The organism is Streptomyces sp. NBC_00190 (assembly GCF_036203305.1).
Lineage (GTDB): Bacteria > Actinomycetota > Actinomycetes > Streptomycetales > Streptomycetaceae > Streptomyces.
Genome location: NZ_CP108131.1, coordinates 902,727 through 928,053, shown reverse-complemented (window position 1 = coordinate 928,053; position 25,327 = coordinate 902,727). Strand labels below are relative to the sequence as shown.

Annotated in this window: 24 protein-coding genes and 1 pseudogene; 15 read left to right on the top strand and 10 right to left on the bottom strand. The window is 71.6% G+C overall.

Annotated elements, in window-relative coordinates; translation table 11 throughout:
- Positions 1-41 precede the first annotated feature (41 nt).
- Entirely contained in the window at positions 42-1,781 is a 1,740-nt protein-coding gene (locus OG429_RS04745) for a sensor histidine kinase (protein WP_328930155.1), read from the top strand.
- Here the strand turns inward: OG429_RS04745 and OG429_RS04740 are convergent.
- From OG429_RS04740 to OG429_RS04730, 3 genes are all read right to left on the bottom strand, one after another.
- A complete protein-coding gene (locus OG429_RS04740; protein ID WP_328924012.1) occupies positions 1,772-2,488 on the bottom strand; it encodes a response regulator transcription factor in 717 nt (238 codons plus the stop codon). The two genes, OG429_RS04745 and OG429_RS04740, sit on opposite strands and share 10 nt — an antisense overlap.
- Positions 2,489-2,600: 112 nt before the next feature.
- Positions 2,601-3,266 (bottom strand): CBS domain-containing protein, encoded by a 666-nt coding sequence (locus tag OG429_RS04735; protein WP_328924011.1) that lies wholly within the window; start codon positions 3,264-3,266, stop codon positions 2,601-2,603.
- A gap of 51 nt (positions 3,267-3,317) precedes the next feature.
- Complete coding sequence (locus OG429_RS04730; protein ID WP_328924010.1) at positions 3,318-3,782, bottom strand: Crp/Fnr family transcriptional regulator; 465 nt, start codon at positions 3,780-3,782, stop codon at positions 3,318-3,320.
- 220 nt (positions 3,783-4,002) lie between these two features.
- Here OG429_RS04730 and OG429_RS04725 point away from each other — a divergent pair, with 220 nt between their 5' ends.
- Positions 4,003-4,899, top strand: coding sequence for a potassium channel family protein (locus tag OG429_RS04725; RefSeq protein WP_328924009.1), 897 nt, complete (start codon positions 4,003-4,005; stop codon positions 4,897-4,899).
- Here the strand turns inward: OG429_RS04725 and OG429_RS04720 are convergent.
- A complete protein-coding gene (locus tag OG429_RS04720) occupies positions 4,893-7,253 on the bottom strand; it encodes a phosphoketolase family protein (protein ID WP_328924008.1) in 2,361 nt (786 codons plus the stop codon). The two genes, OG429_RS04725 and OG429_RS04720, sit on opposite strands and share 7 nt — an antisense overlap.
- A 242-nt stretch (positions 7,254-7,495) precedes the next feature.
- Here OG429_RS04720 and OG429_RS04715 point away from each other — a divergent pair, with 242 nt between their 5' ends.
- Positions 7,496-8,371 (top strand): universal stress protein, encoded by an 876-nt coding sequence (locus OG429_RS04715; RefSeq protein WP_328924007.1) that lies wholly within the window; start codon positions 7,496-7,498, stop codon positions 8,369-8,371.
- Between the two features lie 96 nt (positions 8,372-8,467).
- On the opposite strand, the gene OG429_RS04710 is transcribed toward OG429_RS04715, so the two are convergent.
- Positions 8,468-9,175 (bottom strand): response regulator transcription factor, encoded by a 708-nt coding sequence (locus OG429_RS04710; protein WP_328924006.1) that lies wholly within the window; start codon positions 9,173-9,175, stop codon positions 8,468-8,470.
- Between the two features lie 268 nt (positions 9,176-9,443).
- Here OG429_RS04710 and OG429_RS04705 point away from each other — a divergent pair, with 268 nt between their 5' ends.
- Together OG429_RS04705 and OG429_RS04700 are read left to right on the top strand one after the other, a co-directional pair.
- Positions 9,444-9,770 (top strand): STAS domain-containing protein, encoded by a 327-nt coding sequence (locus OG429_RS04705; protein WP_328924005.1) that lies wholly within the window; start codon positions 9,444-9,446, stop codon positions 9,768-9,770.
- A gap of 127 nt (positions 9,771-9,897) precedes the next feature.
- Positions 9,898-10,392 (top strand): pyridoxamine 5'-phosphate oxidase family protein, encoded by a 495-nt coding sequence (locus OG429_RS04700; RefSeq protein ID WP_328924004.1) that lies wholly within the window; start codon positions 9,898-9,900, stop codon positions 10,390-10,392.
- A gap of 14 nt (positions 10,393-10,406) precedes the next feature.
- Here the strand turns inward: OG429_RS04700 and OG429_RS04695 are convergent, their stop codons facing one another.
- Positions 10,407-12,089, bottom strand: a complete 1,683-nt coding sequence (locus tag OG429_RS04695; RefSeq protein ID WP_328924003.1) for a sensor histidine kinase — start codon at positions 12,087-12,089, stop codon at positions 10,407-10,409.
- A 181-nt stretch (positions 12,090-12,270) separates the two neighbouring features.
- Between OG429_RS04695 and ppk2 the strand changes: the two genes are divergently transcribed.
- Both ppk2 and OG429_RS04685 read left to right on the top strand, forming a co-directional pair.
- Positions 12,271-13,065, top strand: coding sequence for a polyphosphate kinase 2 (gene ppk2, locus OG429_RS04690; RefSeq protein WP_328930154.1), 795 nt, complete (start codon positions 12,271-12,273; stop codon positions 13,063-13,065).
- Between the two features lie 54 nt (positions 13,066-13,119).
- On the top strand, positions 13,120-14,820 hold the full coding sequence (locus OG429_RS04685) for a SulP family inorganic anion transporter (protein WP_328924002.1): 1,701 nt from the start codon (positions 13,120-13,122) through the stop codon (positions 14,818-14,820).
- A gap of 31 nt (positions 14,821-14,851) precedes the next feature.
- Here OG429_RS04685 and OG429_RS04680 read toward each other — a convergent pair whose 3' ends face one another.
- Entirely contained in the window at positions 14,852-15,448 is a 597-nt protein-coding gene (locus OG429_RS04680) for a hypothetical protein (protein ID WP_328924001.1), read from the bottom strand.
- On the opposite strand from OG429_RS04680, the pseudogene OG429_RS04675 reads away from it, so the two are divergent.
- From OG429_RS04675 to OG429_RS04640, 8 genes and pseudogenes are all read left to right on the top strand, one after another.
- A pseudogene (locus OG429_RS04675) lies at positions 15,418-15,603 on the top strand (Ni/Fe hydrogenase subunit alpha); the annotation flags it as partial. The gene OG429_RS04680 and the pseudogene OG429_RS04675 sit on opposite strands and share 31 nt — an antisense overlap.
- Positions 15,604-15,760: 157 nt before the next feature.
- On the top strand, positions 15,761-16,636 hold the full coding sequence (locus tag OG429_RS04670; protein ID WP_328924000.1) for a universal stress protein: 876 nt from the start codon (positions 15,761-15,763) through the stop codon (positions 16,634-16,636).
- 371 nt (positions 16,637-17,007) lie between these two features.
- Positions 17,008-17,925, top strand: a complete 918-nt coding sequence (locus OG429_RS04665; RefSeq protein WP_328923999.1) for an ABC transporter ATP-binding protein — start codon at positions 17,008-17,010, stop codon at positions 17,923-17,925.
- Positions 17,922-18,743, top strand: coding sequence for an ABC transporter permease subunit (locus OG429_RS04660; protein WP_328923998.1), 822 nt, complete (start codon positions 17,922-17,924; stop codon positions 18,741-18,743). Before OG429_RS04665 ends, OG429_RS04660 begins: the two co-directional genes overlap by 4 nt.
- Before the next feature lie 278 nt (positions 18,744-19,021).
- Positions 19,022-19,465, top strand: coding sequence for an Hsp20/alpha crystallin family protein (locus OG429_RS04655; protein WP_328923997.1), 444 nt, complete (start codon positions 19,022-19,024; stop codon positions 19,463-19,465).
- A complete protein-coding gene (locus OG429_RS04650) occupies positions 19,462-19,965 on the top strand; it encodes a flavodoxin domain-containing protein (protein WP_328923996.1) in 504 nt (167 codons plus the stop codon). The genes OG429_RS04655 and OG429_RS04650 overlap by 4 nt, the downstream gene beginning before the upstream one ends.
- A 34-nt stretch (positions 19,966-19,999) precedes the next feature.
- Positions 20,000-20,623: an Rv1733c family protein gene (locus tag OG429_RS04645; RefSeq protein ID WP_328923995.1), complete on the top strand. Its 624-nt coding sequence runs from the start codon at positions 20,000-20,002 to the stop codon at positions 20,621-20,623.
- The gene (locus OG429_RS04640) at positions 20,620-22,218 is read left to right on the top strand and encodes a cation-translocating P-type ATPase (RefSeq protein ID WP_405959367.1); all 1,599 of its coding nucleotides are present in this window, start codon (positions 20,620-20,622) and stop codon (positions 22,216-22,218) included. Before OG429_RS04645 ends, OG429_RS04640 begins: the two co-directional genes overlap by 4 nt.
- A 42-nt stretch (positions 22,219-22,260) precedes the next feature.
- Here the strand turns inward: OG429_RS04640 and OG429_RS04635 are convergent, their stop codons facing one another.
- The 3 genes from OG429_RS04635 to OG429_RS04625 form a co-directional block, all read right to left on the bottom strand.
- A complete protein-coding gene (locus tag OG429_RS04635) occupies positions 22,261-22,917 on the bottom strand; it encodes a CBS domain-containing protein (RefSeq protein ID WP_328923993.1) in 657 nt (218 codons plus the stop codon).
- Between the two features lie 74 nt (positions 22,918-22,991).
- Positions 22,992-23,597 carry a CBS domain-containing protein gene (locus OG429_RS04630; RefSeq protein ID WP_328923992.1) on the bottom strand — a complete coding sequence of 202 codons (606 nt, stop codon included), beginning with the start codon at positions 23,595-23,597 and terminating at the stop codon, positions 22,992-22,994.
- A 241-nt stretch (positions 23,598-23,838) separates the two neighbouring features.
- Positions 23,839-24,525: a CBS domain-containing protein gene (locus OG429_RS04625; RefSeq protein WP_328923991.1), complete on the bottom strand. Its 687-nt coding sequence runs from the start codon at positions 24,523-24,525 to the stop codon at positions 23,839-23,841.
- Between the last annotated feature and the right edge of the window lie 802 nt (positions 24,526-25,327).

Here is a 25,327-nt window from a genome sequence, read left to right as displayed (position 1 = left end):
GAGGCATGGTGCATTCCCCCTGGGCGCCGCTGGAGGTACGCATGGGCGGGGAAGACCAGGCCGCCGTAGGTCCGAAGGCCCCACGGCTGAGGCTGGACGAACTGCTCGACGAGCTCCAGGTCCGCATGGACGAAGTGCGCGGCACCCGGGACCGGCTCAACGGGCTCCTCGAAGCCGTCATGTCCGTCGGCCGGGAGCTCGACCTCCCCCAGGTGCTGCGGGGCATCGTCGAAGCGGCCGTGGTCCTGGTCGACGCGGAGTACGGGGCCCTCGGCGTCATCGGCGACGACCGCAAGCTCGCCCAGTTCCTCCCCGTCGGCATCAGCGACGACCTCCGTGCCCGGATCGGCGACCTGCCCTCCGGCCACGGCATCCTCGGCGAACTCATCCGGAACCCCGAACCGCTCCGGCTCCCGGAACTGTCCGAGCACCCCGCCTCCTACGGCTTCCCGGCCCACCACCCCCCGATGCACTCCTTCCTCGGCGTCCCCATCCGGGTCCGCGAGGAGGTGTTCGGCAACCTCTACATGACCGAGAAGAGGGGCGGGGCCGACTTCGACGAGGAGGACGAGGCGGTCCTGTCCACGCTCGCGGTGGCGGCCGGCATCGCCATCGAGAACGCCCGCCTCTTCGAGGAGGTCCGCCTCCGGGAGCGCTGGCTGGCCGCCAGCTCCGAATTCACCAGCGCGCTGCTCTCCGGGTCGGGCGAGAGCCAGGTGCTCGAAGGCATGCTGGAGCGGGCCAGGGACATCACCGCCGCCGACATCGGCGTCTTCTACCTCCTGGGCCAGAGCGGGGAGCTGCGCGGCTCGCTGGCGCTGGGGGACGGCGCCGGTACACATCGCGACATCGTGCTGCCGAGCAGCGAAGGCACCCTGGCCGCTGCCGCCGTCGGCGAGGAGGCCGGGCTGATCATCGTTGCCGACGTCGAGAGCGACGAGCGGATCACCGTGCAGCCGGAGCAGTGGAAGGGGTTCGGCTCTGCCGTGGCCGTCACCGTCGGCACCAAGGAGAAGCTGAGCGGCGTCCTCGCCCTGGCCCGCAGACACGGCCGCCCGGCGTTCGCGGGCATCGAGGTCGCAGCCCTGCCCGGCTTCGCCGGCCAGGCCGCCCTGGCCCTGGAACTCGCCGACCGGCGCCGGGACGCGGAACAGATGAGCCTGCTGGAGGACCACGACCGCATCGCCCGCGACCTGCACGACCTGGCGATCCAGCGGCTCTTCGCCACCGGCATGACCCTGCAGAGCGCCCAGCGCTTCGTCGAGCATCCGGAGGCCTCCGAACGGCTGGCCCGGGCGATCGACGACCTGGACGCAACCATCAAGATCATCCGCTCCACGATCTTCGGGCTCCGTGCGCGCGAGGTGTCCGCGGTGGCTCCGAAGCTCAGGCTCCGCGCCGTCCAGACCCTGGACGAGGCCGCCACGGCGCTGGGTTTCGCGCCGGCCCTGCGGATGCAAGGCCTGATCGACACCGACGTACCGCCGCCGGTCGCGGACGAGGTGCTCGCCGTGATCAGGGAGGCACTCGCCAACGTGGCCCGGCACGCCCGGGCCACCCGGGCAGAGGTCTCCATCGCGGTCGGCGAAGGCGTCCTGACGGTCGTGGTCGGCGACAACGGGATCGGCATCCCGGAGGGTGGCCGGCGCAGCGGACTGCGCAACCTCGCCGAGCGCGCCGAGCTGCTGGGGGGAGAGCTGACCGTATCGGCTCACGGCCAGGCCGGCCGGGGGACGAAGCTGGAGTGGCGGGTCCCGCTGCCGGCGACCGGTCAGCGCTGACCCTTGCCGCGGTCGCGCTCGTGGTCGTGCTCGTGCTCGTGGACCTGGGCGGCGATGACGGCGGCCTGCACCCGGCGCTCCACACCCAGCTTGCCGAGCAGCCGGGAGATGTGGTTCTTGACCGTCTTCTCGGACAGGTACAGCCGCTTGGCGATCTGGGCGTTCGTGAGGCCCTCGCCGATCAGTTCGAGCACGGAACGTTCCCGCTCCGAGAGGGCGGCCAGCCGGGCGTCCTGCGGCGCTCTCGCGGTCTCCGGGTCCCTCAGGGAGTGCATCAGGCGGGCGGTCGTCGCCGGGTCCAGCATCGACTGCCCCGTCGCGACCGTCCGTACGGCGGAGACCAGGTCGGACCCCTTGATCTGCTTGAGGACGTAGCCGGCCGCCCCGGCCATGATCGCGTCGAGCAGCGCGTCCTCGTCGTCGAACGAGGTCAGCATCAGGCAGGCCAGTTCCGGCATGTGCGAGCGCAGCTCACGGCACACGGTGATGCCGTCGCCGTCGGGCAGCCGGACGTCGAGCACGGCGACGTCCGGGCGCAGCGCCGGCCCGCGGGCCAGCGCCTGTTCGGCGGTGGACGCCTCGCCGACGACCACGATGTCGGGCTCCGCGTCCAGCAGGTCGTGCAGGCCGCGGCGTACGACCTCGTGGTCGTCCAGGAGGAAGACCTTGATGGGCCCCGCGGCCGAGGCCGCCGGTGCGTCGGACATGTACGCCCCTGTGGTCGATCCGCTCTGCGTACGTCTCGTACGAATTGTCGCAGGGAGCGGACACATGCACCTCGTGGCGCACCCGGGGGCAAGGCGGCTCGGAGCGGTGACCTCAGACTGCTTCGGCGGCCTGTCCCTCCCCTTGCGTACGGACGTCCACCACTTCCATCTGGACGTCCACGACACCCTCGACGGCGCGGACGGCGCGGGCCATCAGCGGCACCAGGGCGCGGTCACGGAGCGATCCGCGGAGGGTGACGACGCCGTCCCGTACCGATGCCTCCACGTGTACCGGGGGAGCGAGCTCGGCGAGAACCGCGTCGCGGATCTCCTCTTCGATCTCCTCGTCCGGACGCAGGAACACCTTGAGCAGATCGCTCCTGCTCACAATGCCCTCCAGCATTCCCTCGGCGTTCACGACGGGAAGGCGCTTCACGCGCTTGCGGGCCATGATCCGCGCCGCCTCGGCGATGGTGGCGTCGGGGTGCACGGTCACGGCCGGGCTCGACATCAGCTCCTCGGCCAGCACACCCCCGGCCTTGGCCGCCTCCTCCAGCTGATCGGGAAGCCGGGGGTCGTCCCGCCGGAACTCCTCCTTCGGCAGCAGATCGGCCTCGGAGACCACCCCGACGACGCGGCCCTCGCCCTCCAGGACGGGGACGGCGCTGACCTTCCACTGCTGCATGAGCTCGACGATCTCCTTGTACGAGGCCTCGCGGCCGATGGCCACGGCCGTGTGGCTCATGACGTCGCTCACGGTGTATCGGGAGGCGGGCATCGCGTGCTCCTCACACTCTTCGGGGTGTCGCGGACCTGCGTGCCGAGGTACTCACAGGTGGGTGCCGCTGCCGTACGGGGCGTACAGATCGAGAAGCCGGACACGGGCGGCGTGGAGCCTGTGGGCGAGCACCTGGGCGACCCAATGCCCGATCGCGGCGCCGAAAGCGGGATCGGCTTCCATCAGCGCCAGCACGGCAGCCGCGTCGAATTCGTGCGTGCGCACGGGCGTCGTCGCCTCCGCGCCCAGCCGCCACCGGTGCGGCGCCAGCATCCAGGAACAGCCCACCAGCTCGCCGGGACCGAGATTGTCGATCACGGCCGCCTTTTTGCCGGGCACATGGACGTCGAGGGCGACGACGCCCGTCCGCACGATCCAGAACCGATCCGCATGGCCTCCTTCGTTGAAGAGCCGGGCCCCATCGGGGAAGTCGACTTCCCTGCCCATGCTCATCAGCCGGGTGCGGTACTCGGCCGACAGCGCGGCGGCGATCCGTGTGGGGGATTGTGTGGTCATGGGGGCCTCCTCGTGCGAGTCCGTTCTCAGTATCCGAGGCCGCGGCGCGTCCCGGGATGGGCCGACCGGCCCTCAATGGGCCGCCGAGGGGGTCCTTCGGCCCCGTGCCCGCCTCGCCGACGGCCGACGGCCGACGGCCGACGTACGGCGCGGGCTCCGTCGCGTGGAGGGGGTGGTACGGGAGCCTGAGGGTGGGGTGCGACGGGACGAAGGGTGCCGGATGGAGTGGCTGGTGTCGGTCGCGGGCGCGGCCCTGGTGTTGTTCGTCCTGCGGGATGTGTTCCACACCCTGTGGCATCCGACGCGCCACGGGGGGCTGAGCCGCCTGGTCATGACCACGCTGTGGCGGCTCGCCCCCGTCTTCACCTCCCGGCGCGGGGCTTCCGGGCTCGCCGGCCCGCTCGCCATGGTGTCGGTCGTCGGGCTGTGGGCCGTGACGGTGGTCGCGGGCTGGGCGCTGGTCTACTGGCCGCACGTGCCCGACGGGTTCGTCTACGCGGGCGGGCTCCGCCCCGCCGAGTACGGGAGCCTGCTGGACGCCGTGTACCTCTCCCTGGTCACCGCTTCCACACTGGGCCTCGGGGACATCGCGCCCGCCGAGGGATGGCTGCGCGTCTTCGGCCCCGCGGAAGCCCTGGTCGGCTTCGTCCTGCTGACCGCGACGGTTTCCTGGATCCTGGGGATCTATCCGGCGCTGGCACGGCGGCGGGCCCTGGCGCTGCGGCTCTCCCACCTCCGCCGGACCCGTCCGTCGGGGGAGCAGGTGGACTCCCCTGCCGGGGCCACCATGCTGGACAGCCTCGCCGCGCAGTTCTCCGTCGTCGCGGTCGATTTCCTCCAGTACGCGGAGTCCTACTACTTCCACGACGTCGACGACCGGACCTCCCTCGCCCACCAGATCGGCTACGCCCTGGACCTCGCCGATCAGGCCGCGGGCGCCCACCACCCGGATGCCCGGCTCGCCGGCGCCGTGCTGCACACCGCGCTCGAAGACCTCGCCGACATCCTGGACCAGCGCTTCCTGCACACCCACGGTCCGCTGCGGCAGACGCTCGACGCCTTCGCGCGCGATCACGGGCGCCGGGCGGGCGCGGACGAATCCCGCGCTCATCAGTAGGGCCAGGACCAGTCGGTGATCTCCGGCAGGTCGGTGCCGTGGGCGCGGATCCAGTCGTGGTGGCGGATGCGCCGGTCCGCCATGGCCTGACGCAGCCCCTCCGCGCGGCCCGCGAGCCCGGGGACGCGGTCGATGACGTCCATGACGAGCCGGTACCGGTCGAGGTCGTTACGGACGACCATGTCGAAGGGGGTGGTCGTGGTCCCCGACTCCTTGTAGCCGCGCACGTGCAGGTGCGGGTGGCCGGTGCGGCGGTAGGCGAGCCGGTGGATCAGCCAGGGATAGCCGTGGTACGCGAAGATCACCGGCTTGTCGGGCGTGAACAGGGCGTCGTACTCGGTGTCCGTCATTCCGTGCGGATGCTGTTCCCGGGGCATGAGCCGTGCGATGTCGACGACGTTGACGACCCGGACCGCGAGCGCGGGCAGGTGCTCGCGGAGCAGGGCCGCGGCGGCGAGGGTTTCCATGGTGGGTACGTCACCGGCGCAGGCGAGCACCACGTCCGGCTCGCCGGTGCCGTGGTCGGTTCCCGCCCATTCCCAGACGCCCGCACCCCGCGCGACGTGGACGCGGGCCTCGTCGACGGGCAGCCAGTCGAAGGAGGGCTGTTTCCCGGCGACGATCACATTGACCTGGTCGAGGCTGCGCAGGGCGTGATCGGCCACGGCGAGCAGGGTGTTGGCGTCCGGCGGCAGGTAGACCCGCACGACCTCGGGGCTCTTGTTGAGGACGTGGTCCACGAAGCCGGGGTCCTGGTGGGAGAAGCCGTTGTTGTCCTGGCGCCAGACGTGTGAGGTGAGCAGGTAGTTCAGGGACGCCACCGGGGCCCGCCAGGGCAGGGCGCGTGCGGTCTTCAGCCACTTGACGTGCTGGCCGGCCATGGAGTCGACGATGTGGGCGAAGGCCTCGTACGTGGAGAAGAGGCCGTGCCGGCCGGTGAGGAGGTAGCCCTCCAGCCAGCCCTGGCAGACGTGTTCGGAGAGGATCTCCATGACCCGTCCGTCCCGCGACAGGTTCCGGTCCGTGGCCTCCGTGCTGCCCTGCCAGGCCTTGCCGGTGACCTCGTACAGGTCGTCCAGCCGGTTGGACGCGGTCTCGTCCGGTCCGACGACCCTGAAGTCCCGCCGCTCGGCGGTGTCGCGCATGATCCGGCTGAGGAAGTGTCCCAGCACGCGGGTCGGTTCGTGGAGCGTGCCGCCCGGCTTGTCGACGGGGACGGCGTACGCGTCGAGCGGGGGAAGCGGCAGCGGACGGAGCAGCCGACCCCCGTTCGCGTACGGGACGGCGCCCAGGCGGCGCTCGCCGTCCGGGACACAGGCCAGGACCTGCGCCGTCGGCCGGCCCTCGGCGTCGAAGAGCTCCTGCGGCCGGTACGAGCGCAGCCAGTCCTCCAGCTGCCTCAGGTGCTCAGGGTTCTCCCGCACCCCGGCGAGCGGGACCTGGTGGGCCCGCCAGGTGCCCTCGACGGGCTCTCCGTCGACGGTCGCCGGGCCGGTCCAGCCCTTGGGGGTACGCAGGACGATCATCGGCCAGCGCGCGTATTCCCGCCCCGGATCCGAGCCCGCGGTCCGCGCTTCCCGTTGGATGAGCGCGATGCGGTCGAGGGCATGGTCCATCGCGCGGGCCATGGCCTGGTGGACGAGGGCCGGGTCGCTGCCGGTGACGTACAGCGGGTCGTGGCCGTAGCCGCGCAGCAGGGCGTCGAGCTCGGCTTCGGGGATCCGGGACAGCACCGCGGGGTTGGCGATCTTGTAGCCGTTGAGGTGCAGGACCGGCAGGACGGCCCCGTCGTGGACCGGGTCGAGGAACTTGTTCGAGTGCCAGGACGCGGCCAGTGGTCCCGTTTCGGCTTCGCCGTCGCCGATGACGCAGGCGACCAGCAGGCCGGGATGGTCGAAGGCCGCTCCGTAGGCGTGCGCGAGGGCGTATCCGAGCTCGCCGCCCTCGTGGATGGAGCCGGGGGTCTCGGGCGCCACATGGCTCGGCACTCCACCCGGGAACGAGAACTGCCGGAACAGCGTCCCCATGCCGGTCGCGTCCCGGGTCACGCCCGGGTAGGTCTCGGTGTACGTGCCCTCCAGCCAGGAGTTGGCGAGGACGGCGGGTCCGCCGTGGCCCGGGCCCCAGACGCACAGGGCGTCCAGCGACCGGTCCTTGACGACGCGGTTCAGATGGGTGTGGACGAGGTTGAGGCCGGGCGAGGTGCCCCAGTGGCCGAGCAGCCGCGGCTTGATGTGCTCCGGCCGCAGGGGTTCGGTCAGGAGCGGGTTGTCCATGAGGTAGATCTGGCCGGCCGCGAGGTAGTTGGCGGCGCGCCAGTGGGCGTCGAGCTCCGGGATGGGGTACGCGGTCATGTCCGCTCCTCCGTGCGGCGGTCCGGGACGTTCGTCGACTGAGCCGATGCCGACACCCTGCGCGAACCCCGCTTCTGCCGGGAGGGGAGGACCGGCCCTGGGGGAGGGACTGTCGGCCCCTGTGCGGCACGTCCCGTCACGGCGATGGTGGGTTCAGCGGCGCCGGTTCTTCCCCCGGCCGGTGCCGCTCACCCCCTGCCGGCCGACCCCGATGCCCCGGCATCAGTACGGAGGACAGACCTGTGAAGCGCACCCTCGTTGCCGGAGTGGACGGAACCCCGGAAAGCCGGGCCGCGGCGGACTGGGCCGCGCGCGAAGCCGTACGGCGTGACCTGCCCCTGCACGTGGTCCACGCCTGGCTGTGGCAACCGCTCGAACTCCCGCTGGTCCAGGACCGCGACGCCGAAGCCCGGCGCGCCGACGACATCCTGAAGCAGGCCGAGGGCGAGCTCGTCCACCGGTACCCGGGTCTCACCCTCACCGCGGAAGTGTTCTCCGACGTGCCCGTGCCGGCCCTGCTGCACGCCGCCAAGGGCGCGGAGATGCTCGTTCTCGGAACGCGTGGGCACGGCGCCCTGGCCGGCTTCCTGCTGGGCTCCTACGGCCGACAGGTGATCGCCGCCGCCGAGTGCCCCATCGTCTCCGTCCGCTCCGCGCACGGGAGGCCCGTGGCCCTGCCGGAGGAGGGGGAGGTCGTCGTCGGCCAGCAGGGCGGTGTGGAGGAGTCCGCCGAAGTACTCCGGATCGCCTTCGAGGCAGCGGCCGCCCGCAAGGTCCCGCTCCGCGCCGTCCGCGCCTGGAGCCTGCCCCCGGTCTACGGCTACAGCCCCGGATCGATGTGGATCGCCGACCGGTTCGGCGGCCTGGAGCCGTACGAAACGGCCGCGCTGGAGCAGGCGCTGGAGCCGTGGCGGCTGAGGTACCCCGAGGTGGAGACCCTTGCGCACGTGGAGCAGGGCAGCGCGGGCCACGTACTGCTGTCGGCCGCCTCGGACGCCCAGCTCCTCGTCGTCGGGCGCCGGTCCCGCGAGTCGTCGATGGGGATGCGCATCGGATCCGTGGCCCATGCCGTCCTGCACCACTCGGCCTGCCCGGTCGCGGTGGTCCCGCACCCCTGACCGTTCCGGGGCGGGCGGGCAGGAGGGCGGGGCACGCGACTGTACGGTGTGCCCCGCCCGCCCGACCCACCTGCCGGGACGCCCTCCGGACGCCGGCTATTCGGCGGCCGGGACGGGATGCCGGCTCGGCGGGGTCAGCGCGTGACTGGCGATGACGGCGGCCTGGACACGACGCTCCACACCGAGCTTGGTGAGCAGCCGCGAGATGATGTTCTTGACCGTTTTCTCGGCGAGGTACAGCCGCTTGCCGATCTCCCGGTTGGTGAGCCCCTCGCTGACCATGACGAGGATCTCCTTCTCCCGGTCGGTGAAGCCGGGAAGCCCGGGGACCTGCTCCTCCTCGGATACCTCGCCGCGCATCCGGGCCATCAGGCGCGTGGTGGCGCCGGGGTCGAGCATGGACTGGCCGGCTGCGACCGTACGGACGGCGGTGACCAGGTCGGTTCCGGTGATCTGCTTCAGCACGTAACCGGAAGCCCCCGCCATCACGGCGTCCAGCAGCGCCTCCTCGTCGTCGAACGACGTGAGCATCAGGCAGGCCAGCCCGGGCATCCGCGCGCGCAGCTCACGGCACACGCTCACGCCGTCACCGTCCTGGAGCCGTACGTCCAGGATCGCCACCTGGGGGCGCAGGGCGGGAATCCGGATCAGCGCCTGCTCGGCCGTCCCCGCTTCACCGACCACGGTCAGGTCGGGCTCGGCATCCAGCAGGTCGTGCACCCCGCGGCGCACGACTTCGTGGTCGTCGAGCAGGAAGACCGTGATCGGTGGCTTCGCGGGGGAGGGGGCACCGCTGTCGGTCATGACGCAACTCCTTCGCCGGGGTTCGTCCTGGGCGCACGAACCTCAGCATCCTGCCTCCCGGGTGGGCCGGACGGACAGGGCCGATCGGCCCTGATCGACCGCCCGCTCCGCGCGGCGGGTGCGCGCCTGGTGCGCGGGAGGGGGACCTTCGGCCCTGCGCGGGGGGCGTCCGGTCCTTCCCGCGAGCGGCCCGCGTCCGGTGAGATGGAGCCGCACGGGGAACGGCGCGGCTCGAACGCAGAGCCGCACGCAGCATGGGGAGGGCTCCATGACGACCACCTTTATCGACCTGAAGACCGCGGCACGCGACGGCGCCGACCTGAGCGTCTCCTTGGCCGGAGAGCTCGACCTCCACACGGCCGGGCGGGTGGAGCCGCGCCTCGCCGAACTCGCCGGTTCCGGCTACCGGAACCTGATCCTCGACCTCTCCGGCCTCGCCTTCTGCGACAGCGCGGGCATCGAGCTGTTCCTCCGTGTGCACCTGCGCTGCAGCGCGAGCGGAACGCGGCTCCAGCTCTGCGACGTGCCGCCGCTGGTGGCCAAGTCGATACGGGTACTCGGCGTCGACCGTGTCCTGCGGCTCGTCGTGACATGACCGCGGCCGACCCCGGGATCCGTCTCCGCATGGGGACCATTCGGCCCTGGTTCTCCCGGTGACCGCGAGGGAGGGTGGTGACTCGGAAGCCGCGAGGACCGATCGGGACCGGACGAAGGTGCGCATCATGGACCAGGACGGCACACCGCGCGCCGACGGCCGGGCGCGTGACACGACGCCCGCCCGGCGTATGCGGGAGCTGGACAGGGCCGAGGCGCTGCGGCTGTTGGCGACGGTGTCCCTGGGGCGCATCGTCTTCACCCGGCACGCACTGCCGGCCGTCCGCCCGGTCAACCACCTCGTCGAGGGCGAGGACATCATCGTACGGATCCACGACGACGGAGCGCTCGCCTCCCTCGTGGCACCTGCGGACGTCCCCGGTGTGGTCGTCGCCTACGAAGCGGACACCATCGACCCCGACACGCATCTCGGCTGGAGCGTGGTCGTCACCGGCTACGCGTACCGGGTGGCCGATGCCGACGAGGTGGACCGGTACGCGGCGCGCTTGCGCCCCTGGGTGGATCGCCCCATGACCCACGCCCTGCGGATCCGCCCCGACCTCGTCACCGGATTCCGGCTGGAGGCGGCGCCGGCGCGGCTCGTACCGTCCGTCCGGGGATGACCGGGCCGGTGCCGTCAGCGCGCGGTGGGGAGCGGCGCCCGCCACACGAGCGTGCTGCCTCCCCCGTCGGGTGTGCCGACGCTGAAGGTCCCGCCCAGATCCTGAGCCCGCTCGTCGAGGTTGCGCAGACCGCTTCGGCGCCCCTGGGCCGCAATGCCCGTCCCGTTGTCCGAGACGGTCAGCACGATCTCGCCCTGCCCCGCCTTCAGGCTCACGCCGACCCGGGTCGCCTGCGCGTGGCGGGCGGCGTTGCTGAGGAGCTCGCCCAGCACCGCCATGACGTGGTCGGCGATCTGCGGCGGCACGTCCGTGTCGAGCAGGCCCTCCATGCTCAGGCGCGGCGGGTGACCGAGGGTGGTGGCCGCGTCGCCGACGGCACGGGCGGCGCGAGCCCGCAGTCCGGGGCCGCTCTCGCGGTCCTTGGTGCGCAGCCCGAAGATCGTCGAGCGAATGATCTTGATGGTTTCGTCCAGGTCGTCGACGGCACGGCTGACGCGCTCGGCGGCCCCGTCGTGCTCCACGAGCCGTGCGGCGCTCTGGAGGGTCATTCCGGTGGCGAAGAGCCGCTGGATGGCCAGGTCGTGCAGGTCCCGGGCGATCCGGTCGCGCTCCTCCAGCAGTGCTATCTGCTCCGCGTCCCGGCGCCGCTCGGCCAGCTCCAGCGCGAGCGCCGTCTGACCGGCGAAGGCGACGAGCGGCTCCAGCTCGCCCTCACCGAAGGCCGGCTCTCCGGTCGGGCGCGCGAGCAGCAGGACACCCCTGCTCTCGCCGCCCGTGGTCCCGAGCGGGACCGCGACGGCCGGGCCCAGCCCGTCCTGTACCTGGACATCGGCGGAGTAGCGTTCGTCGTCCGAGGCATGTGCGGACGCGACGAACCGGGCCGTCCGGTGCGCGGTTCCGGAGATCGTGCCCGCGAAGGGGACCACGAGTCCCTGCCTCGCCTCGCTGTCCGCACCGGCCGCGAACTCCACGACCAGGCCCTCGGCGCCGGCGACCGGCATGGAGATGTCCGCGAGCCGGGCACCGGTGATCTCCTGGGCCCGCAGGGCGATGAGCTCCAGCACCGCCGCACGGGAGCTGCCGGACAGCAGGCTCTCGGTGATCTCCGCATTGGCCTTCAGCCACCGCTGCTGGCGCTGCGACCCCTCGTACAGCCGGGCGTTGTCGATCGCCACGCCCGCCGCGACCGAGAGGGTGGAGATCACCGCTTCGTCCTCGGTGTCGAAATCGACGCCGCCCCGCTTGTCGGTCAGATAGAGGTTCCCGAACACCTCGTCGCGCACGCGGATCGGCACGCCGAGGAAGGTACGCATGGGGGGATGATGGGCCGGGAATCCGTAGGACGAGGAGTGGGTGCCGAGGTCGGTGAGGCGCAGGGGTTCCGGGTGGCGGATGACCTCCCCGAGCAGGCCGTGACCGGCCGGCAGCGGACCGATCCTGGCGATCTGTTCCTCGGTGAGCCCTACGGTGAGGAACTGGGCGAGCGTCCGGCCGTCCGGGCCGATGACACCCAGGGCGCCGTACTCGGCGTCCACGAGCAGCGCGGCCGCCTCCACGATCCGCCGCAGCACCTGGGCCAGGTCGAGCTCCCGGCCCACCGATACGACGGCCTCCAGCAGGCTGTGTACCCGGTCCCGGGTGCCGCGCACGGCGTCGATGCGCACCTGGAGCTCGTCGAGCAGCTCGTCCAGCCTCATCCGCGGCACCTGCGTCAACGGATCCCCCACACCCACGTGCTGCTCCTCCACCTGTCCGCCCGTCCGCCCCGTGCGGGACCAGCGTATCGACACGCCGAGGCGCGAAGGGCATCGTTGCCCGAGGGCGTCGGCCGTGACTGACTTGATCGCAGCACCGGACGACGAGCGGGAGGAGACGGCCATGGGTCTCAACAAGGCGGTCTACGAGAACGAACTGCTGCGGCTCCAGACGGAGCTGGTCAAGCTCCAGGAATGGACGCGGGCGGAAGGTGCCCGCCTCGTCGTCGTCTTCGAGGGCCGCGACGCGGCGGGCAAGGGAGGCACGATCAAACGCGTCGCCGAACACCTCAACCCCCGCGTGGCGCGCATCGCGGCCCTGCCCAAGCCGACGGAGCGGGAGCGCACCCAGTGGTACTTCCAGCGCTACGTCGAGCACCTGCCCGCCGCCGGCGAGATCGTCCTCTTCGACCGCAGCTGGTACAACCGCGCCGGAGTGGAACACGTTATGGGCTTCTGCACGGCCGCCGAGCACCAGCGCTTCCTGCGCCAGTGCCCGGCGTTCGAGCGGATGCTGGTGGAAGACGGGATCCTGCTCCGCAAGTACTGGTTCTCCGTGAGCGACGGGGTCCAGGAGGAGCGTTTCCGCCGCCGTGCGGAGGACCCGTTGCGGCGCTGGAAGCTCTCTCCGATGGATCTGGAGTCCCTGACGCGCTGGGAGGCCTACTCCAGGGCCAAGGACGAGATGTTCGTCCACACGGACACGGTGGACGCCCCGTGGTACGTGGTCGAGAGCGACGACAAGCGCAGCGCCAGACTCAACATGATCGCCCATCTGCTGGCCTCGGTGCCGTACGCGGACGTGGCGCTACCGTCACTCACCCTGCCGTCCCGTCCTCGTTCCAGAGGCTACGAGCGCCCGTCCAAGGAACTCCAGACCCCGGTGCCCGACCACGCGGCCACCCTCGGGAACCTCTGAAACCGGGGCGGGCGCCGACACGGAACACCGAGTGGTCCACCAGCGAGGAGTGCGATGTCCGCGAGCGGAAGGCCGTCCCCGTCGCCCCCTGGCCTGCGGGGCTACCGCCGGTCGTGGCTCAGGCGGGACGCGTTGGCAGGGGTCACCGTCGCCGCCTACCTGGTGCCGCAGGTCATGGCGTACGCGGGCGTGGCCGGGCTGCCACCCGTCGCCGGGCTCTGGGCCGTCCTGCCCGCCATGGTCCTCTACACGCTGATCGGTTCCTCGCGACTGCTCTCGGTCGGACCCGAGTCGACCACGGCGCTGATGACCGCTGTCGCCGTGGGGCCGCTGGCCGGCGGCGACCCCGGCCGGTACGCGGTCCTCGCGGCCGCCCTCGCCGTGGCCGTCGGCCTCGTGTCCCTGGCGGCCTGGGCCGTGCGACTCGGCTTCCTGGCCGACCTGCTCTCACGGCCCGTCCTCGTCGGCTACCTCGCCGGTGTCGCGCTGATCATGATCGTCGACCAGTTGCCCCGGCTCACCGGAGTGCGCACGACAGGTTCGGGCTTCTTCCCGCAGCTGCACTCCTTCGTCCTGAACCTCACACACGTCGACTGGCCGACCGTCGCCCTCGCGGCCGCCGTCCTGGCCGTGCTCTTCGCGGCGCCGGGGCACTGGCCCCTGGTGCCGCGCCCCCTGCTCGCCCTCGTCCTCGCCACGGCCGTGGTGGCGGCATTCGGGCTGGACGACCGGTACGGGATCGCCGTGATCGGACCCGTGCCCTCCGGGCTGCCGACGCCGGCGCTCCCACCGCTCGGCGACCTGCCGCAGCTGCTGGTCCCGGCGCTGGGCGTCCTCCTCGTCGGGTACTCGGACGTGATCCTGACCGCACGGGCCTTTGCCGACCGCGGCGATCCGGTTCCGCTGGACCCCAATCGTGAACTCCTGGCCATGGGGGCGGCGAACCTGGGAGCCGGTGTCCTGCACGGGTTCCCGGTCAGCAGCAGCGCCAGCCGCACCGCCCTGGCCCAGTCGTCGAAAGCGCGGAGCCAGGCGTACTCGCTGTTCGCGGCGCTCGCGGTACTCATGGTCCTGCTCTTCCTGGGCCCGCTCCTGGCCCACACTCCAAGCGCCGCCCTCGGCGCCATCGTCGTCTACGCGGCCGTCCGCCTGATCGAAGTCGGCGAGTTCCGGCGCCTCGCGGCCTTCCGGCGCCGCGAACTCCTCCTGGCGGTCGGATGCCTGCTGGGCGTACTCGTCCTCGGCATCCTGTACGGCGTCCTCGTCGCGGTGGCGCTGTCGGTCATCGAGCTGCTCGCCCGCGTGGCCCGTCCGCACGACGCGGTGGAGGGCCTGGTGCCCGGGCTCGCCGGCATGCACGACGTGGACGACTACCCGACGGCGCGGACCGTTCCGGGGCTGGTGGTCTACCGCTACGACTCACCGCTCTTCTTCGCCAACGCGGAGGACTTCCACCGTCGCGCCCTGGCCGCGGTCGACGAACAGAGCCCGCCGGCCCGCTGGTTCGTCCTCAACACGGAGGCGAACGTCGAGGTGGACATCACCGCCCTGGACGCCGTGGACGCACTCCGTCAGGAACTGGAGCACCGCGGCATCGTCTTCGCTCTGGCCCGAGTCAAGCAGGATCTCCGCGAGGACCTCGACGCCTACGGCCTGACCGCCTCGGTGGGCGCGGGCCACATCTACCCCACCCTGCCCACGGCTCTGGAGGCATACCGCGCATGGAGCCGGGAGGAAGGGATCGAGGAGGACTGAGCGGGACCCGCCCCAGCCGGGACCGGCCCCGTCAGCCGCGGGGCAGGGCCACTTTCTCCTGGCCGCACCCGATACGGCTGGACTCGGCCTCGACGTAGGCGGGCAGCAGGTCGCGGACGAACGTGAAGTCCTGCTCCCCGAACCTGTCCTTCTGCTCCAGCATGAAGATCACGTCCCCCGTCTGGCACCGCGCCCGGTACACGGCCCGGCTCACGTTGAACGACCCGAACCCGTTGGTGCCCTTGAAGGACGAGCCGCCCTTGAGCAGGTCCTGGGAGAAGACGGCGGTCAGCACCGGGTCCACGACGGTCGTCATCCGGACCGCGGCCCTGGGATAGCTGCCGGCGGCCTCGCAGATCCGGGCAGCGCCGCCGTCGCCGCTGACCCGGGAACGCGACAGGCTCTCGCGGTAGGCGGCCGGGAGGGCGAGGCCCTTGATCCCGCAGAAGGCGTCCGGCTGTGTCTCCCGCCATGCGACGACGTCCTTCGGCAGGTCCGGAGACCGGTAGACCCCGGAGCAGCCCAGCTCGCGTATGACGCCGTTGGCCGCATCCACCGCAGCGTGCGCCAGGGCGGCGCGGTCCTCCCTCTCGTACTCCGACGGGACGTCAAGGCCCGCGAGCCCCATGCCGGCGTCGACTGGTCCAAGCCGGGCTCGACCGCGGAGAGGCCTCCGAGGCCGAGCTCACCCGGCTGTGCGAGCGGGCCGTCCGCAACCACGACCCGTGCATCTCGTGCTCGGCCCACTTCCTGGACCTGAGGTTTCAGGAGCTCCTCGGATGACATGCGGCCGCGTGCTCGGCGCGTTGGCACAGATGCCCCCTCGGGTACCGCTTACGGTCGCTGCACGGCGACCGGCGAGAGGACCAGGGACGACAGCGCGCCGGCCGGCCGGACACCCGCACGCCATTCCAGCTTCCTACGAGACGGAGCAGTCGGCATGGAGCCAGTCGTCACTGTGGGCCTCGACGGCTCACCCGAGAGCCTCGCCGCCGCCCGTTGGGCCGCTGACGAAGCCGAGCGCCGCAGACTCACGCTGCGCCTGCTGCACGCATGGCCTCTGCTGCTGCCGGAATCCACCCTCGTGCCCGCGGAGATGGATCAGAACTACTGGGCGAAGCGGCTCGTGCACAACGCGAGGGCCGAGCTCCAGGCACGCCACCCGGGCCTCACCATCGTCGGCAACCTGGTCCCCGACGATGCCCAGGAGGCGCTGCTGCAAGCGGCAGCGGAGTCCGAGATGACCGTGCTCGGTTCGCGGGGGCTGGAGCCCGTCGAGAGCTATTTCCTGGGCGACATCAGCATGCCCGTCGTGGCACGGGCCGAGCGGCCGGTGGTCCTGGTACGCGCAGGAAAGCGCGAAGAGGGGCCGCCGTCCGTTCCAGGTGCCTCGGGCGACGTGGTCGTCGCACTGAAACTGCACGGTCCATGCGACGACCTGCTCGCATTCTCCTTCGCCACCGCCGCGGCGCGGGGCGTGCCCCTGCGAGCCGTCCACGGCCGGAGCGTGCCGCTCCATGCGCACGCTCCCTGGGGCATGGACCACGAAGTAGCCGAGAAGATCACGCAGGACGCGCACAAGCTGCTGAGTGAAGCCCTCCATGCCTGGCGCGACAAGTTTCCGAGTGTGGAGGTGGCCGACACCGTCGGTCTCGAAAGCCCTGCCAAGGCCGTCGTGCGGGCCGCCGAGGGCGCCGGGCTGCTGGTCGTCGGCCGGCGCAGGCATCGTCCCGCCCTGGCACCTCATCTGGGTCCCGTGGCCACCGCCGCCGTCCATCACGCTCGCTGCCCCGTGGCCGTCATCCCCCACGACTGAGCCGAGCCGCCTCACAGGTCGCCGCGCGGCTCCCGGCTTCCCGTCGGCGTCCCGGTGAACGGCCGAACCGCTCTGCCGGAGCAATACTGTAAGTCGTGCACGACCGTGTTCCGGGCGTGTTGCGGGGCTCGGTCACGGCCCGGCGCGGCTTCTCCCGCCCGGTGGAGCACGGCCGTGCGGGGGCTTTGCGAAGCACCGAGGAAGGGGCCACGAGATGACACCGACGTGGACGGCCGAAGGGGTCTTCACCGGGGCGGGTGAAGCCAGCCGGGCCGTGCACCAGAGTGCCGTCGAAGCCGTTCGATCGGGCGCCGGGGCCACGCTCCGCGGAGTCATCGCGGAATCCGGCTGAGTGGGGACGGACTGGTTCCATGGGCACCGGGGCCGCCATCGAGCTGAGTCGGCTGACCAAGCGGTACGGGGACGTGGTCGGTATCGACGGGCTGACGCTCGACGTGCGGGCCGGGGAGGTGTTCGGTTTCCTCGGGCCGAACGGGGCCGGCAAGACGACCACGCTGAGGTGTTTGGCGGGGCTGCTGCGGCCGACGGCGGGCCGGGCGCGGGTACTGGGACTGGACCCCATCACTGATCACCGGAGGGTCGCTCCCGAGGTCGGGTACCTGCCGGGGGAGCTGAGGCTGTATCCGGAGCTCACGGGCGAGCAGACCCTGGACCTGCTCTCCGCCCTGCAGGGTGTGCCCTCGCGGCGCCGCGGAGAGCTGTGCGAGCGGCTGGGGCTCACCCCGGCGGTCCTGCGGCGGACGGTGGGCGAGTACTCGCGGGGCATGAAGCAGAAGATCGGCCTGGTGCAGGCATTGCAGCACCATCCGCGCCTCGTGCTGCTGGACGAGCCGACGGAAGGGCTGGATCCCCTGGTGCAGGAAACGTTCTTCGAGCTGATGGGGGAGGCCGCGGCGGACGGGCGGACCGTGTTGCTGTCCAGCCACGTACTGCCCGAGGTGCAGCGGGCCTGCGGGCGCGTCGCGATCGTACGGGCCGGGCGGCTGGTGACCGTGGAGAGCGTGGCGACGCTGCGTGAGGCGCGGGCCCGAAGGATCCGGCTCACCTTCGGTGACGGTACGGGCCCCCGGCCCTTGGGCCGTGCCGATCAATGGTCGCCGCAGTGGGCAGGGGACCGGGTGGAGCTGCTCGTACCTCCCAGCGAGGTGGTCGGCGCGCTGAGGGGGCTGCTGGAGCTGGCGGTGGCCGACGTCACCGTGGAGGAGGCCGGGCTGGACGAGGCGTTCCTGGATCTGTACCGGGACAGCGACGCGGGCCAGGCGCCGTGAAGTCCCGGTGGCCGTTGTTGTGGCTGGCGCTGCACCGGCGCCGGAGGATGCTGTCCGCCCTGGTGATCGGGATGGTGGTCTTCGAGGCGCTGATCGTGGTGGTGGCCCATACGATCCCGGAGGGGCAGCTGTTCTCCGGGAACGGGAAAGGGCCGCCGTCGGCGTTGCGGGCGTTCAGCGGGTCCAGCGGGGACGTGTCGCTCGCCAGCTATCCCGGGCTGCTCGGAGCAGGACTGGTGCACCCGTTCTGGATCGCCATGCAGCTCACCGCGATCGGTTCGCTCGCCGCCGCGGCCGTCGCCGCGGACGTGGAGTCGGGGACGATCGAGCTGATCATGGTGCGTCCGGTGTCCCGGCATCGGCTGCTGGCCGAACGTACGGTCGCGGTGGCGCTCGCGGCGCTGGCTCTGAACACGGCCGCGACGCTGACGGTGGCGGCCGGCGTGGCGCTGTCGCCCGACATCCGCCAAGAGGTCTCGCTCGGGGGAGTGTTCGCCGCCGGGGTGATGGGGTGCGGCTTCGCCCTGTGCATCATGGGACCGGCCCTGGCCGTGTCGGCCTGGGGCCGGAGGCGGGCCCAGGTGATCGGCGCGACCATTGTGTTCGGGGCCGTGGGCTTCGCGGTGAATTTCATCGCTCTGGCCTGGTCGAAGGCGGCGCCGCTGCGCTACATCAGCCCGTTCCACTACTACACGCCGGGTGACGCGCTGGCCCAGGGGCATGTGCTGTGGCCGCAATGGGGCGTCCTCGTCGGCGTCGGAGTCCTGGGACTCGTCGCGGCGCACACCCTGCTGATGAGGAGGGACCTTGCCCCTTGACCTCCGTCGGCCGAGGCGGATGCGAGCGGTAGCACGCGCCACTGGACCTTCGTACCCCGTCCGGCCGCCCCATGTCCTACTGAGCCCCGCGATCTCCCGGCGCATCGAGGGCCTCGTTCCGCGCGCCCGGTCCTTCGGCCGCACGGCGAGGGCCGAACGGGCCCGGTTGGGACCCGAAAGCCCCAAGCGGAGCCGGTGTCCCAGGGCTGAGATGGAGACAGGACAACCACAGGCGCGGTGAGGCGCCGGAAAAGGAGCACGCCATGTCAGGAAGGCGGATGGAACGCAGGCACAGCCTCGTCCCCGACTTCAGGGACTGGTTCGGCACCGACTTCCCCGGGTTCCCGGTGTGGCGGCCGGCCATCGGCGCCCACGCCATCGCGATCGAGGTCACCAACGCGGGCGGGCAGTACACGCTCCGTGCCGAGCTGCCCGGGATGGACCCCGAGAAGGACATCCGGATCGAGGTCGTGGGGGACACGCTGACCGTCAGTGCCGAGCACGCGGAGAGCAAGGAGGAAAAGGACCACTCGGAATTCCGATACGGGTCCTTCCGGCGCACGGTACGACTGCCGGTGCAGATCCCGCCCGACCGCGTCGAAGCCGAGTACGAGGACGGCATCCTCACCGTTCGCGTGCCGATGCAGCCCGAGGCCGAAGACACAGTGCACAGCATCCCTGTGAAGCGCGCCAAGACCGATGGCAACGGAGAGTCGTCATGACTTCGAAGCGAGTACTGGTCGCCTACGGAAGCAAGCACGGCGCGACCGCTGGAATCGCGGAGCAGATCGGCGTGTCCCTCCGCGAGGACGGCCTCGACGCCGTCGTGCTGCCCGCCGACGACGTCGACCACCTACGCGGCTACGACGCCGTGGTGCTCGGCGGCGCCCTGTACGCCGGCCACTGGAGCGGCAAGGCCAAGCGCTGCGCCGAGCGCAACGCCGACCACCTCAAGCACCGCCCGGTCTTCCTGTTCAGCAGCGGTCCCGTGGACAGCTCCGCCGAGCAGCACGACATCCCGCCGGTGCCGGCGGTCGCACGCCAGATGGAACAGCTGAACGCACGCGAGCACGTCACGTTCGGCGGCAGCCTTACGGCCAGTACACCGGGTTTCGTCGCCCGGGCTCTGGTCCGCTCGGGCAAGGGCAGGGACTTCCGCAATCCCGAACGGATACAGACCTGGGCCCACCACATCAGCGCCGAGCTCACCGCAGCCCGCTGAACGACTCGGCAAGGCCGCGGCGCGGAGGCACGACATGTCCGAGTCCCAGCCGGCGAAAGGCCCGCCGCGGCGGCTGCCCGGTCGCCGTTCGAACGAAATGCGGCGCGCCGCCGACCGTACGCGCGGCCGCTGGCTCGCCGCCTTCGCGCTCTCCCCGCTCATCGCCGTGCTCTGCGCCGTCGCCATCGGGATGGCGGTCTGGAACGCCGAAGACCGTGCCGCCCGAGCGGAGACCCTGCACCGGCACCGGGTCTCGGCGACCACGGTCGGCGAGGCGGCCCGCGTACTCCCCGGACGCTTCGACAGCGCCGCGATGGCGACGGCCCGGGCCGCCTGGGAGTATCCCGCATCCCACCGGCACACCGGCGCGGTCCTGGTCCCGGCGGGCACACCCGTGGGCGGAGCGGTCACGGTCTGGGTCGACGGCGCGGGCAGGGCGGTGCCTGCTCCTCGTCCCCATGGCGAACTCGCCTCCACGGCCGTTGCCGCCGGGGCCGCTGCCTTCGGCGTACTCGTCCTTTCCGCCGGGGGAGTCGTCTGGCTCAGGCTCCGGCGCGTCGAAGCCCGCAGCCTGGCCGCATGGGGCGGCGAGTGGGAACGCGTAGAGCCACGCTGGTCCGGCCGGCTGCGGGGGGACCCGGGAGCCGAAGATGACTGAGGCCACCACCACCCCTCGGTCCTCCGACCAAGATCCACTCCTGGATCCGGACCCGATGGAGCCGTTGCCGCTGCTGCGGCGCGAGCTCGGCACGGGGCTGCGCGCCCGCGGACGCACGCCTGACGGACGGAGGCATCGAGGTCGACCTGTCGATGCTGACCGGCGAGTCCGTGCCGGCCGAACGCGTCGCCGGCCCCGGGCTGGCCGGGGCTCCGTTGCTCCAGGAGCCGAATCTCGTCTTCAGCGGCACCACGTGCACCGAGGGCCAGGCCCGGGCGATCGTGTTCGCCACCGGCGACCACACCGAGCTCGGCCGGATCGCCTCGCTGAGCCAGCGCACCCGCCGTGACCCCAGCCCCCTGGAGAAGCAGGTCAAGAAGGTCGCCTGGCTCATCGCGGCCGTGGCGACCGCCATGGGCGCGGTGTTCCTGGTGGCCGGCGTCGCCGTGGGCCTGCCGCTGACCGACTCCCTGATCTTCGCGATCGGCCTGCTCGTCGCCAACGTCCCGGAAGGCCTCTTGCCGACCATCACCCTCGCGCTCGCCGTCGGCGTACGCGTCCTCGCCCGCCAAGGGGCAGTGATCAAACGCCTGAGCGCGGTGGAAACCCTCGGCTCCACCAACGTCATCTGCACCGACAAGACCGGAACCCTCACCCAGAACCGCATGCGGCTCCAGGCCGTGTGGACGCCGGCGCACGGGGCCGCCGACGGCCCCTGGGCGGGAGACCTGACGCGAACCGGCGCACTGTGCACCACGGTCACCCGGGACGACGAAGGCGAACTGCACGGAGACCCCACGGAGATCGCCCTGATCGAAGGTGCGGCCGCCCACGCCGCGCCGGTCGACCTCGACGGCCGGGACGCCGGGCGCCGTGCCCACTTCCGTTTCGAACCGCGACTGCGCCTGATGTCCGTCGTCCAGACCGGCGAGAACCGTGCACTGCGCGTCATCGTCAAGGGCGCGCCGGAAGCGGTCCTGCCCGTCCTGACGGACGGCACGGCGCAGGCCGCCGCGGCCGCGGCGGAGAGCCTCGCGCACGGAGGAATGCGCGTGCTCGCGGTCGCCGTACGTGAGCTGCCGGCCGGAAGCGAACCGCCGGCCCGGCGCCAGGACGCGGAGAGCGGGCTGCGCCTCCTCGGTCTCGTCGGCCTCTACGATCCACCGCGCCCCGAAGTCGCCGCCGCCGTCCGGCGCTGCCACGAGGCCGGACTGCGCGTGCACATCGTCACCGGCGACAACGGGGCCACCGCGGCGGCCGTGGCCCGCGAAGTCGGCATCGGTGAACCACACCTGCACGTCGTGGCGCAGTCCGAGACCATCGGCGACCACGAACTCGACGACGTCCTCGCACAGCGGGACGCCGAACTCCGCGACATCGGCCTCTTCAGCAACCCCCTGCTCCTCGCGGGCATCGCCTTCGAACTCGCCTTCACCGCAGCCCTCGTCTACGCGCCACCACTCCAGGACCTGGTCGGTACGGCCGTGCTGCCCCTCGACGTCGTCGCCCTCGTCGCGACCTTCCCGATCCTCGTCTGGGGCACCGACGAACTGCGCCGCTGGGCTCGACGTACGCACCGAAACCCACACCCCTGACACACGCCGCCCCGTCGGCGGGTGCGGTCGTTCACGGCTCTCTCAGGCCGCCGTCGTGTCGTCGATGGCGTACCCGAGGTGCTGGGTTACGGAGACGACGCCGTCCACGCTGCGGCAGAGCCGTTCGATCAGCGGGATGAGGCTCTTGAAATCGACGGTTCCGTGCAGTTCGACCCGGCCTTCGGTGACCTCCACGGAGACCGCCGTGGGGCTCTGACGCAGGCTGAGGTCGAGGACGTCACCCATGATCTCGAGACGGATGTCCTCGTCGTCCCGGAGGAAGATCCGCAGGAGGTCCCGTCGGCTGACGATTCCGACCAGTACGTCCGAGTCGTCCACGACCAGGAGACGCTTGACTCCTTGTGCTTCCATCAGCCTGGCGGCTTCGGCGACCGTCCAGTCCGGTCGGGCGCACACGGGGGGCGAGGACATCAGCTCCTCGGCGCGCGTGCCTGCGGCTTTGTCCTCCTGCCACGCCTCCCGTTCGGGCAGTGACCGGAAGTACTCTCCCTGGCCTGAGGACTTCGGCAGCAGGTCCCCCTCCGAGATGACGCCGAGCGGACGGCCGGCACGGTCGACGACCGGGACGGCCGACACCTCGTGTTCCGTCAGGGTGCGGGCGATCTCCTTGAAGGGGGCGCTGCTGGGGACGGTGACGACCTCGCGGGTCATCAGCTCGCGGACTTCCCGATGCTTCATGGTCTTCTCCTACCGCTCGGTGACCGGCCCGGCGCCGACCGGCACGTCGTCCTGCGCCTCTCCGTCGGTCTCCTTCACGCGGGTACTTCGGTGTCGAGGCGCACCGTCGTGACGTCCACGACCCCCGGTACGGTGCGTGCGACACGCACCAGCACGTCCTTCAGGGCCGGGTCGGGGACGGAGCCGTCCAGGTGGACGACGCCGTCGGCCACGTGGACCTGCACCGTGGCCGAGCTGATGGGGATGAGCTCGGCCATGATCAGTTCGCGGAGTTCCTCGGCGATGTCCGCGTCGGGGCGGAGGTAGACCTTGAGGAGGTCGCCTCGGCTGACCACGCCGACGAGGCGGCCGTCGCCGTCGACGACGGGGAGCCGCTTGAGGTGCCCGCGGGCCATCAGGCGGGCGGCGCCCGGGATGGGGGCGTCCTTGGTCACGGTGACCGCCGGTACGGTCATCAGCCGGCCGGCGGTGACCGCGTGGGACTCGTCCTTGCCCTGGGCCCTGAGCAGCAGATCCGCTTCCGACACCACGCCGACGACCCGCCCTTCCTCCGACACGACGGGCAGGGCACTGATCCGCCACTCCCGCATGGTCTCCACGATGTCCTTGAACGGTGCTCCGCGGTCGACGGAGATCACGGCGCGGGTCATCACGTCGTCGACGGTGCCCAGGTGCTTCATGATTCCTCCAGAGCGGCGTCCTGATGCCTCCGAGCGTCGATGCCGCCGCCCGTCGGCGATAGGGCTGTCAGGGGGCCACCGGGGACCGATCGGCCCTATGACCCGGGCGCCGGGCGTGCTTTCATGAAATCGACGGAAAGAGTCCCTGAGAGGATGCGGAGAAGCGGCTGACGGCCGTGCACCGCGCAATCGGGATCCGCGAGAAGCGGATGGGCTCTTTCCGCCCCTTTGCCGTGAGGGCTCAACGGGCGGCCCGGTTCGGATCGGCGGCCGGAGACAGGTCGTCGACGGCGTAGCCGAGGGTCTGGTCCACGCTGACGACACCGTCGACCGACTGGCACAGTCGTTCGACGACGGGAATGGTGGACCGCTCCTCGACCTCGCCACTCAGGGAGACAACTCCTTCCCGCACGGTCACCGCGACGCCGCCCGGGGTCATCCTGAGCGTCCGGCCCAGTACGTCGTCGACGATCTCGTCACGGATGGCGTTGTCGCGACGAAGCATGGGCCGTAGCAGGTCGGAGCGGCTGACGATGCCCACCAGGGTTCCGGTTTCGTCGACCACCGGCAGACGCTTGACACCCTGCTCGTGCAGGAAGCGGGCCGTCTCGACGATGCCCCACTCCGGCCGGGCGGTCAGTGCGGGGGCGGACATCAGATCGCCGGCCGTGCGGGCGTCCATGGAGGCGCGGTCCCTGGGCGTCGCGGTGTGCATGGGGTCGCGCCCTTCGGTATCGGGCAGGCCGGCTTGCCTGCGGAGCAGGTCGGCTTCGGAGACGATGCCGATCGGGTGGTGACGGCCGTCCACGACGGGCAGGGCCGAGACACCGTTGTAGTCGAGGCTCCAGACGACGGTCTTGAGCGACGCTTCGGGGCTGGCGGTGGCCACCTCCCTGGTCATGACGTCTGCGACAGTGCGATGAGACATGGTCCGATCTCCCTTGTAACGAGGCCGTCAGTCGTGGGCGATGACCGCGACGGGACCGACACCCTGTCCGCCGCCTCATGGATGTCGACACCGAGAACGGTCTCCCCGTACCGGGTGGGCCCGGCCTCCTTGGGCGGCGCGGGGGCCGCGGTCCTCTTCCAGCGTCGCCCGCGGCGCTGTGACCGAGGAGGGGCCGAGTGGCCCCATGTGGGACCGATCAGCCCCCGGGCGGGCGGCGAACCAGGACCTTCGGCCCCTGCCGCGTACCCGAACGGCTCTCCTGGAGCGGGAGCCCGAAGAGCCAACCTGAGAGCCGGATCCCTGGCGAGTCCGAGGGAGGAACCATGGAAGGCACCACGAGCAGCTCGGAACTCGGCGTCGTCATCGTCGGCGTCGACGGCTCCGAGCCGGCCCGCCGGGCAGCGCTGTGGCAGCGGCGGAGGCCGCGCGCCGCGTGAGCCCGCTGAACATCGTGTACGGGTCCGACACGGACGGCCGGGACCTCTACGTCTCGGCGGAGAGCATCGAGGGCGTCCGTCGGGCAGGCCGCGAACTGCTGGACGCCACCGCCGCCGCGGTGACGGAGCGGTTTCCCGGTCTGCGGGTCAACGCCGAGTTCAGCCGCGGCGCACCCGTGTCGAGCCTCCACCGGTCCGCGGGCCTCCACGGCACCATCGTGGTCGGCAGCCGGGGGCTGGGCGGTTTCGGCTCCAGGCGGTGCTGGACACCGAACCCGTCGGCGGGGCGGGCATCGGCCTCGCTGCGATCGCCGCGGTCACCGGCTACGCGGCGGCCCGACTCC

Bases quoted from the DNA above. Each gene is read 5' to 3' on its own strand.
- OG429_RS04635 (WP_328923993.1), bottom strand. From the start codon at position 22,917: ATGAAGCATCGGGAAGTCCGCGAGCTGATGACCCGCGAGGTCGTCACC.
- OG429_RS04705 (WP_328924005.1), top strand. From the start codon at position 9,444: ATGACGACCACCTTTATCGACCTGAAGACCGCGGCACGCGACGGCGCC.
- OG429_RS04645 (WP_328923995.1), top strand. From the start codon at position 20,000: ATGTCCGAGTCCCAGCCGGCGAAAGGCCCGCCGCGGCGGCTGCCCGGT.
- OG429_RS04625 (WP_328923991.1), bottom strand. From the start codon at position 24,525: ATGTCTCATCGCACTGTCGCAGACGTCATGACCAGGGAGGTGGCCACC.
- OG429_RS04665 (WP_328923999.1), top strand. From the start codon at position 17,008: ATGGGCACCGGGGCCGCCATCGAGCTGAGTCGGCTGACCAAGCGGTAC.
- OG429_RS04745 (WP_328930155.1), top strand. From the start codon at position 42: ATGGGCGGGGAAGACCAGGCCGCCGTAGGTCCGAAGGCCCCACGGCTG.
- OG429_RS04670 (WP_328924000.1), top strand. From the start codon at position 15,761: ATGGAGCCAGTCGTCACTGTGGGCCTCGACGGCTCACCCGAGAGCCTC.
- OG429_RS04650 (WP_328923996.1), top strand. From the start codon at position 19,462: ATGACTTCGAAGCGAGTACTGGTCGCCTACGGAAGCAAGCACGGCGCG.
- ppk2 (WP_328930154.1), top strand. From the start codon at position 12,271: ATGGGTCTCAACAAGGCGGTCTACGAGAACGAACTGCTGCGGCTCCAG.
- OG429_RS04740 (WP_328924012.1), bottom strand. From the start codon at position 2,488: ATGTCCGACGCACCGGCGGCCTCGGCCGCGGGGCCCATCAAGGTCTTC.
- OG429_RS04730 (WP_328924010.1), bottom strand. From the start codon at position 3,782: ATGACCACACAATCCCCCACACGGATCGCCGCCGCGCTGTCGGCCGAG.
- OG429_RS04725 (WP_328924009.1), top strand. From the start codon at position 4,003: ATGGAGTGGCTGGTGTCGGTCGCGGGCGCGGCCCTGGTGTTGTTCGTC.
- OG429_RS04710 (WP_328924006.1), bottom strand. From the start codon at position 9,175: ATGACCGACAGCGGTGCCCCCTCCCCCGCGAAGCCACCGATCACGGTC.
- OG429_RS04720 (WP_328924008.1), bottom strand. From the start codon at position 7,253: ATGACCGCGTACCCCATCCCGGAGCTCGACGCCCACTGGCGCGCCGCC.
- OG429_RS04680 (WP_328924001.1), bottom strand. From the start codon at position 15,448: ATGGGGCTCGCGGGCCTTGACGTCCCGTCGGAGTACGAGAGGGAGGAC.
- OG429_RS04685 (WP_328924002.1), top strand. From the start codon at position 13,120: ATGTCCGCGAGCGGAAGGCCGTCCCCGTCGCCCCCTGGCCTGCGGGGC.
- OG429_RS04630 (WP_328923992.1), bottom strand. From the start codon at position 23,597: ATGAAGCACCTGGGCACCGTCGACGACGTGATGACCCGCGCCGTGATC.
- OG429_RS04695 (WP_328924003.1), bottom strand. From the start codon at position 12,089: ATGAGGCTGGACGAGCTGCTCGACGAGCTCCAGGTGCGCATCGACGCC.
- OG429_RS04735 (WP_328924011.1), bottom strand. From the start codon at position 3,266: ATGCCCGCCTCCCGATACACCGTGAGCGACGTCATGAGCCACACGGCC.
- OG429_RS04700 (WP_328924004.1), top strand. From the start codon at position 9,898: ATGGACCAGGACGGCACACCGCGCGCCGACGGCCGGGCGCGTGACACG.
- OG429_RS04655 (WP_328923997.1), top strand. From the start codon at position 19,022: ATGGAACGCAGGCACAGCCTCGTCCCCGACTTCAGGGACTGGTTCGGC.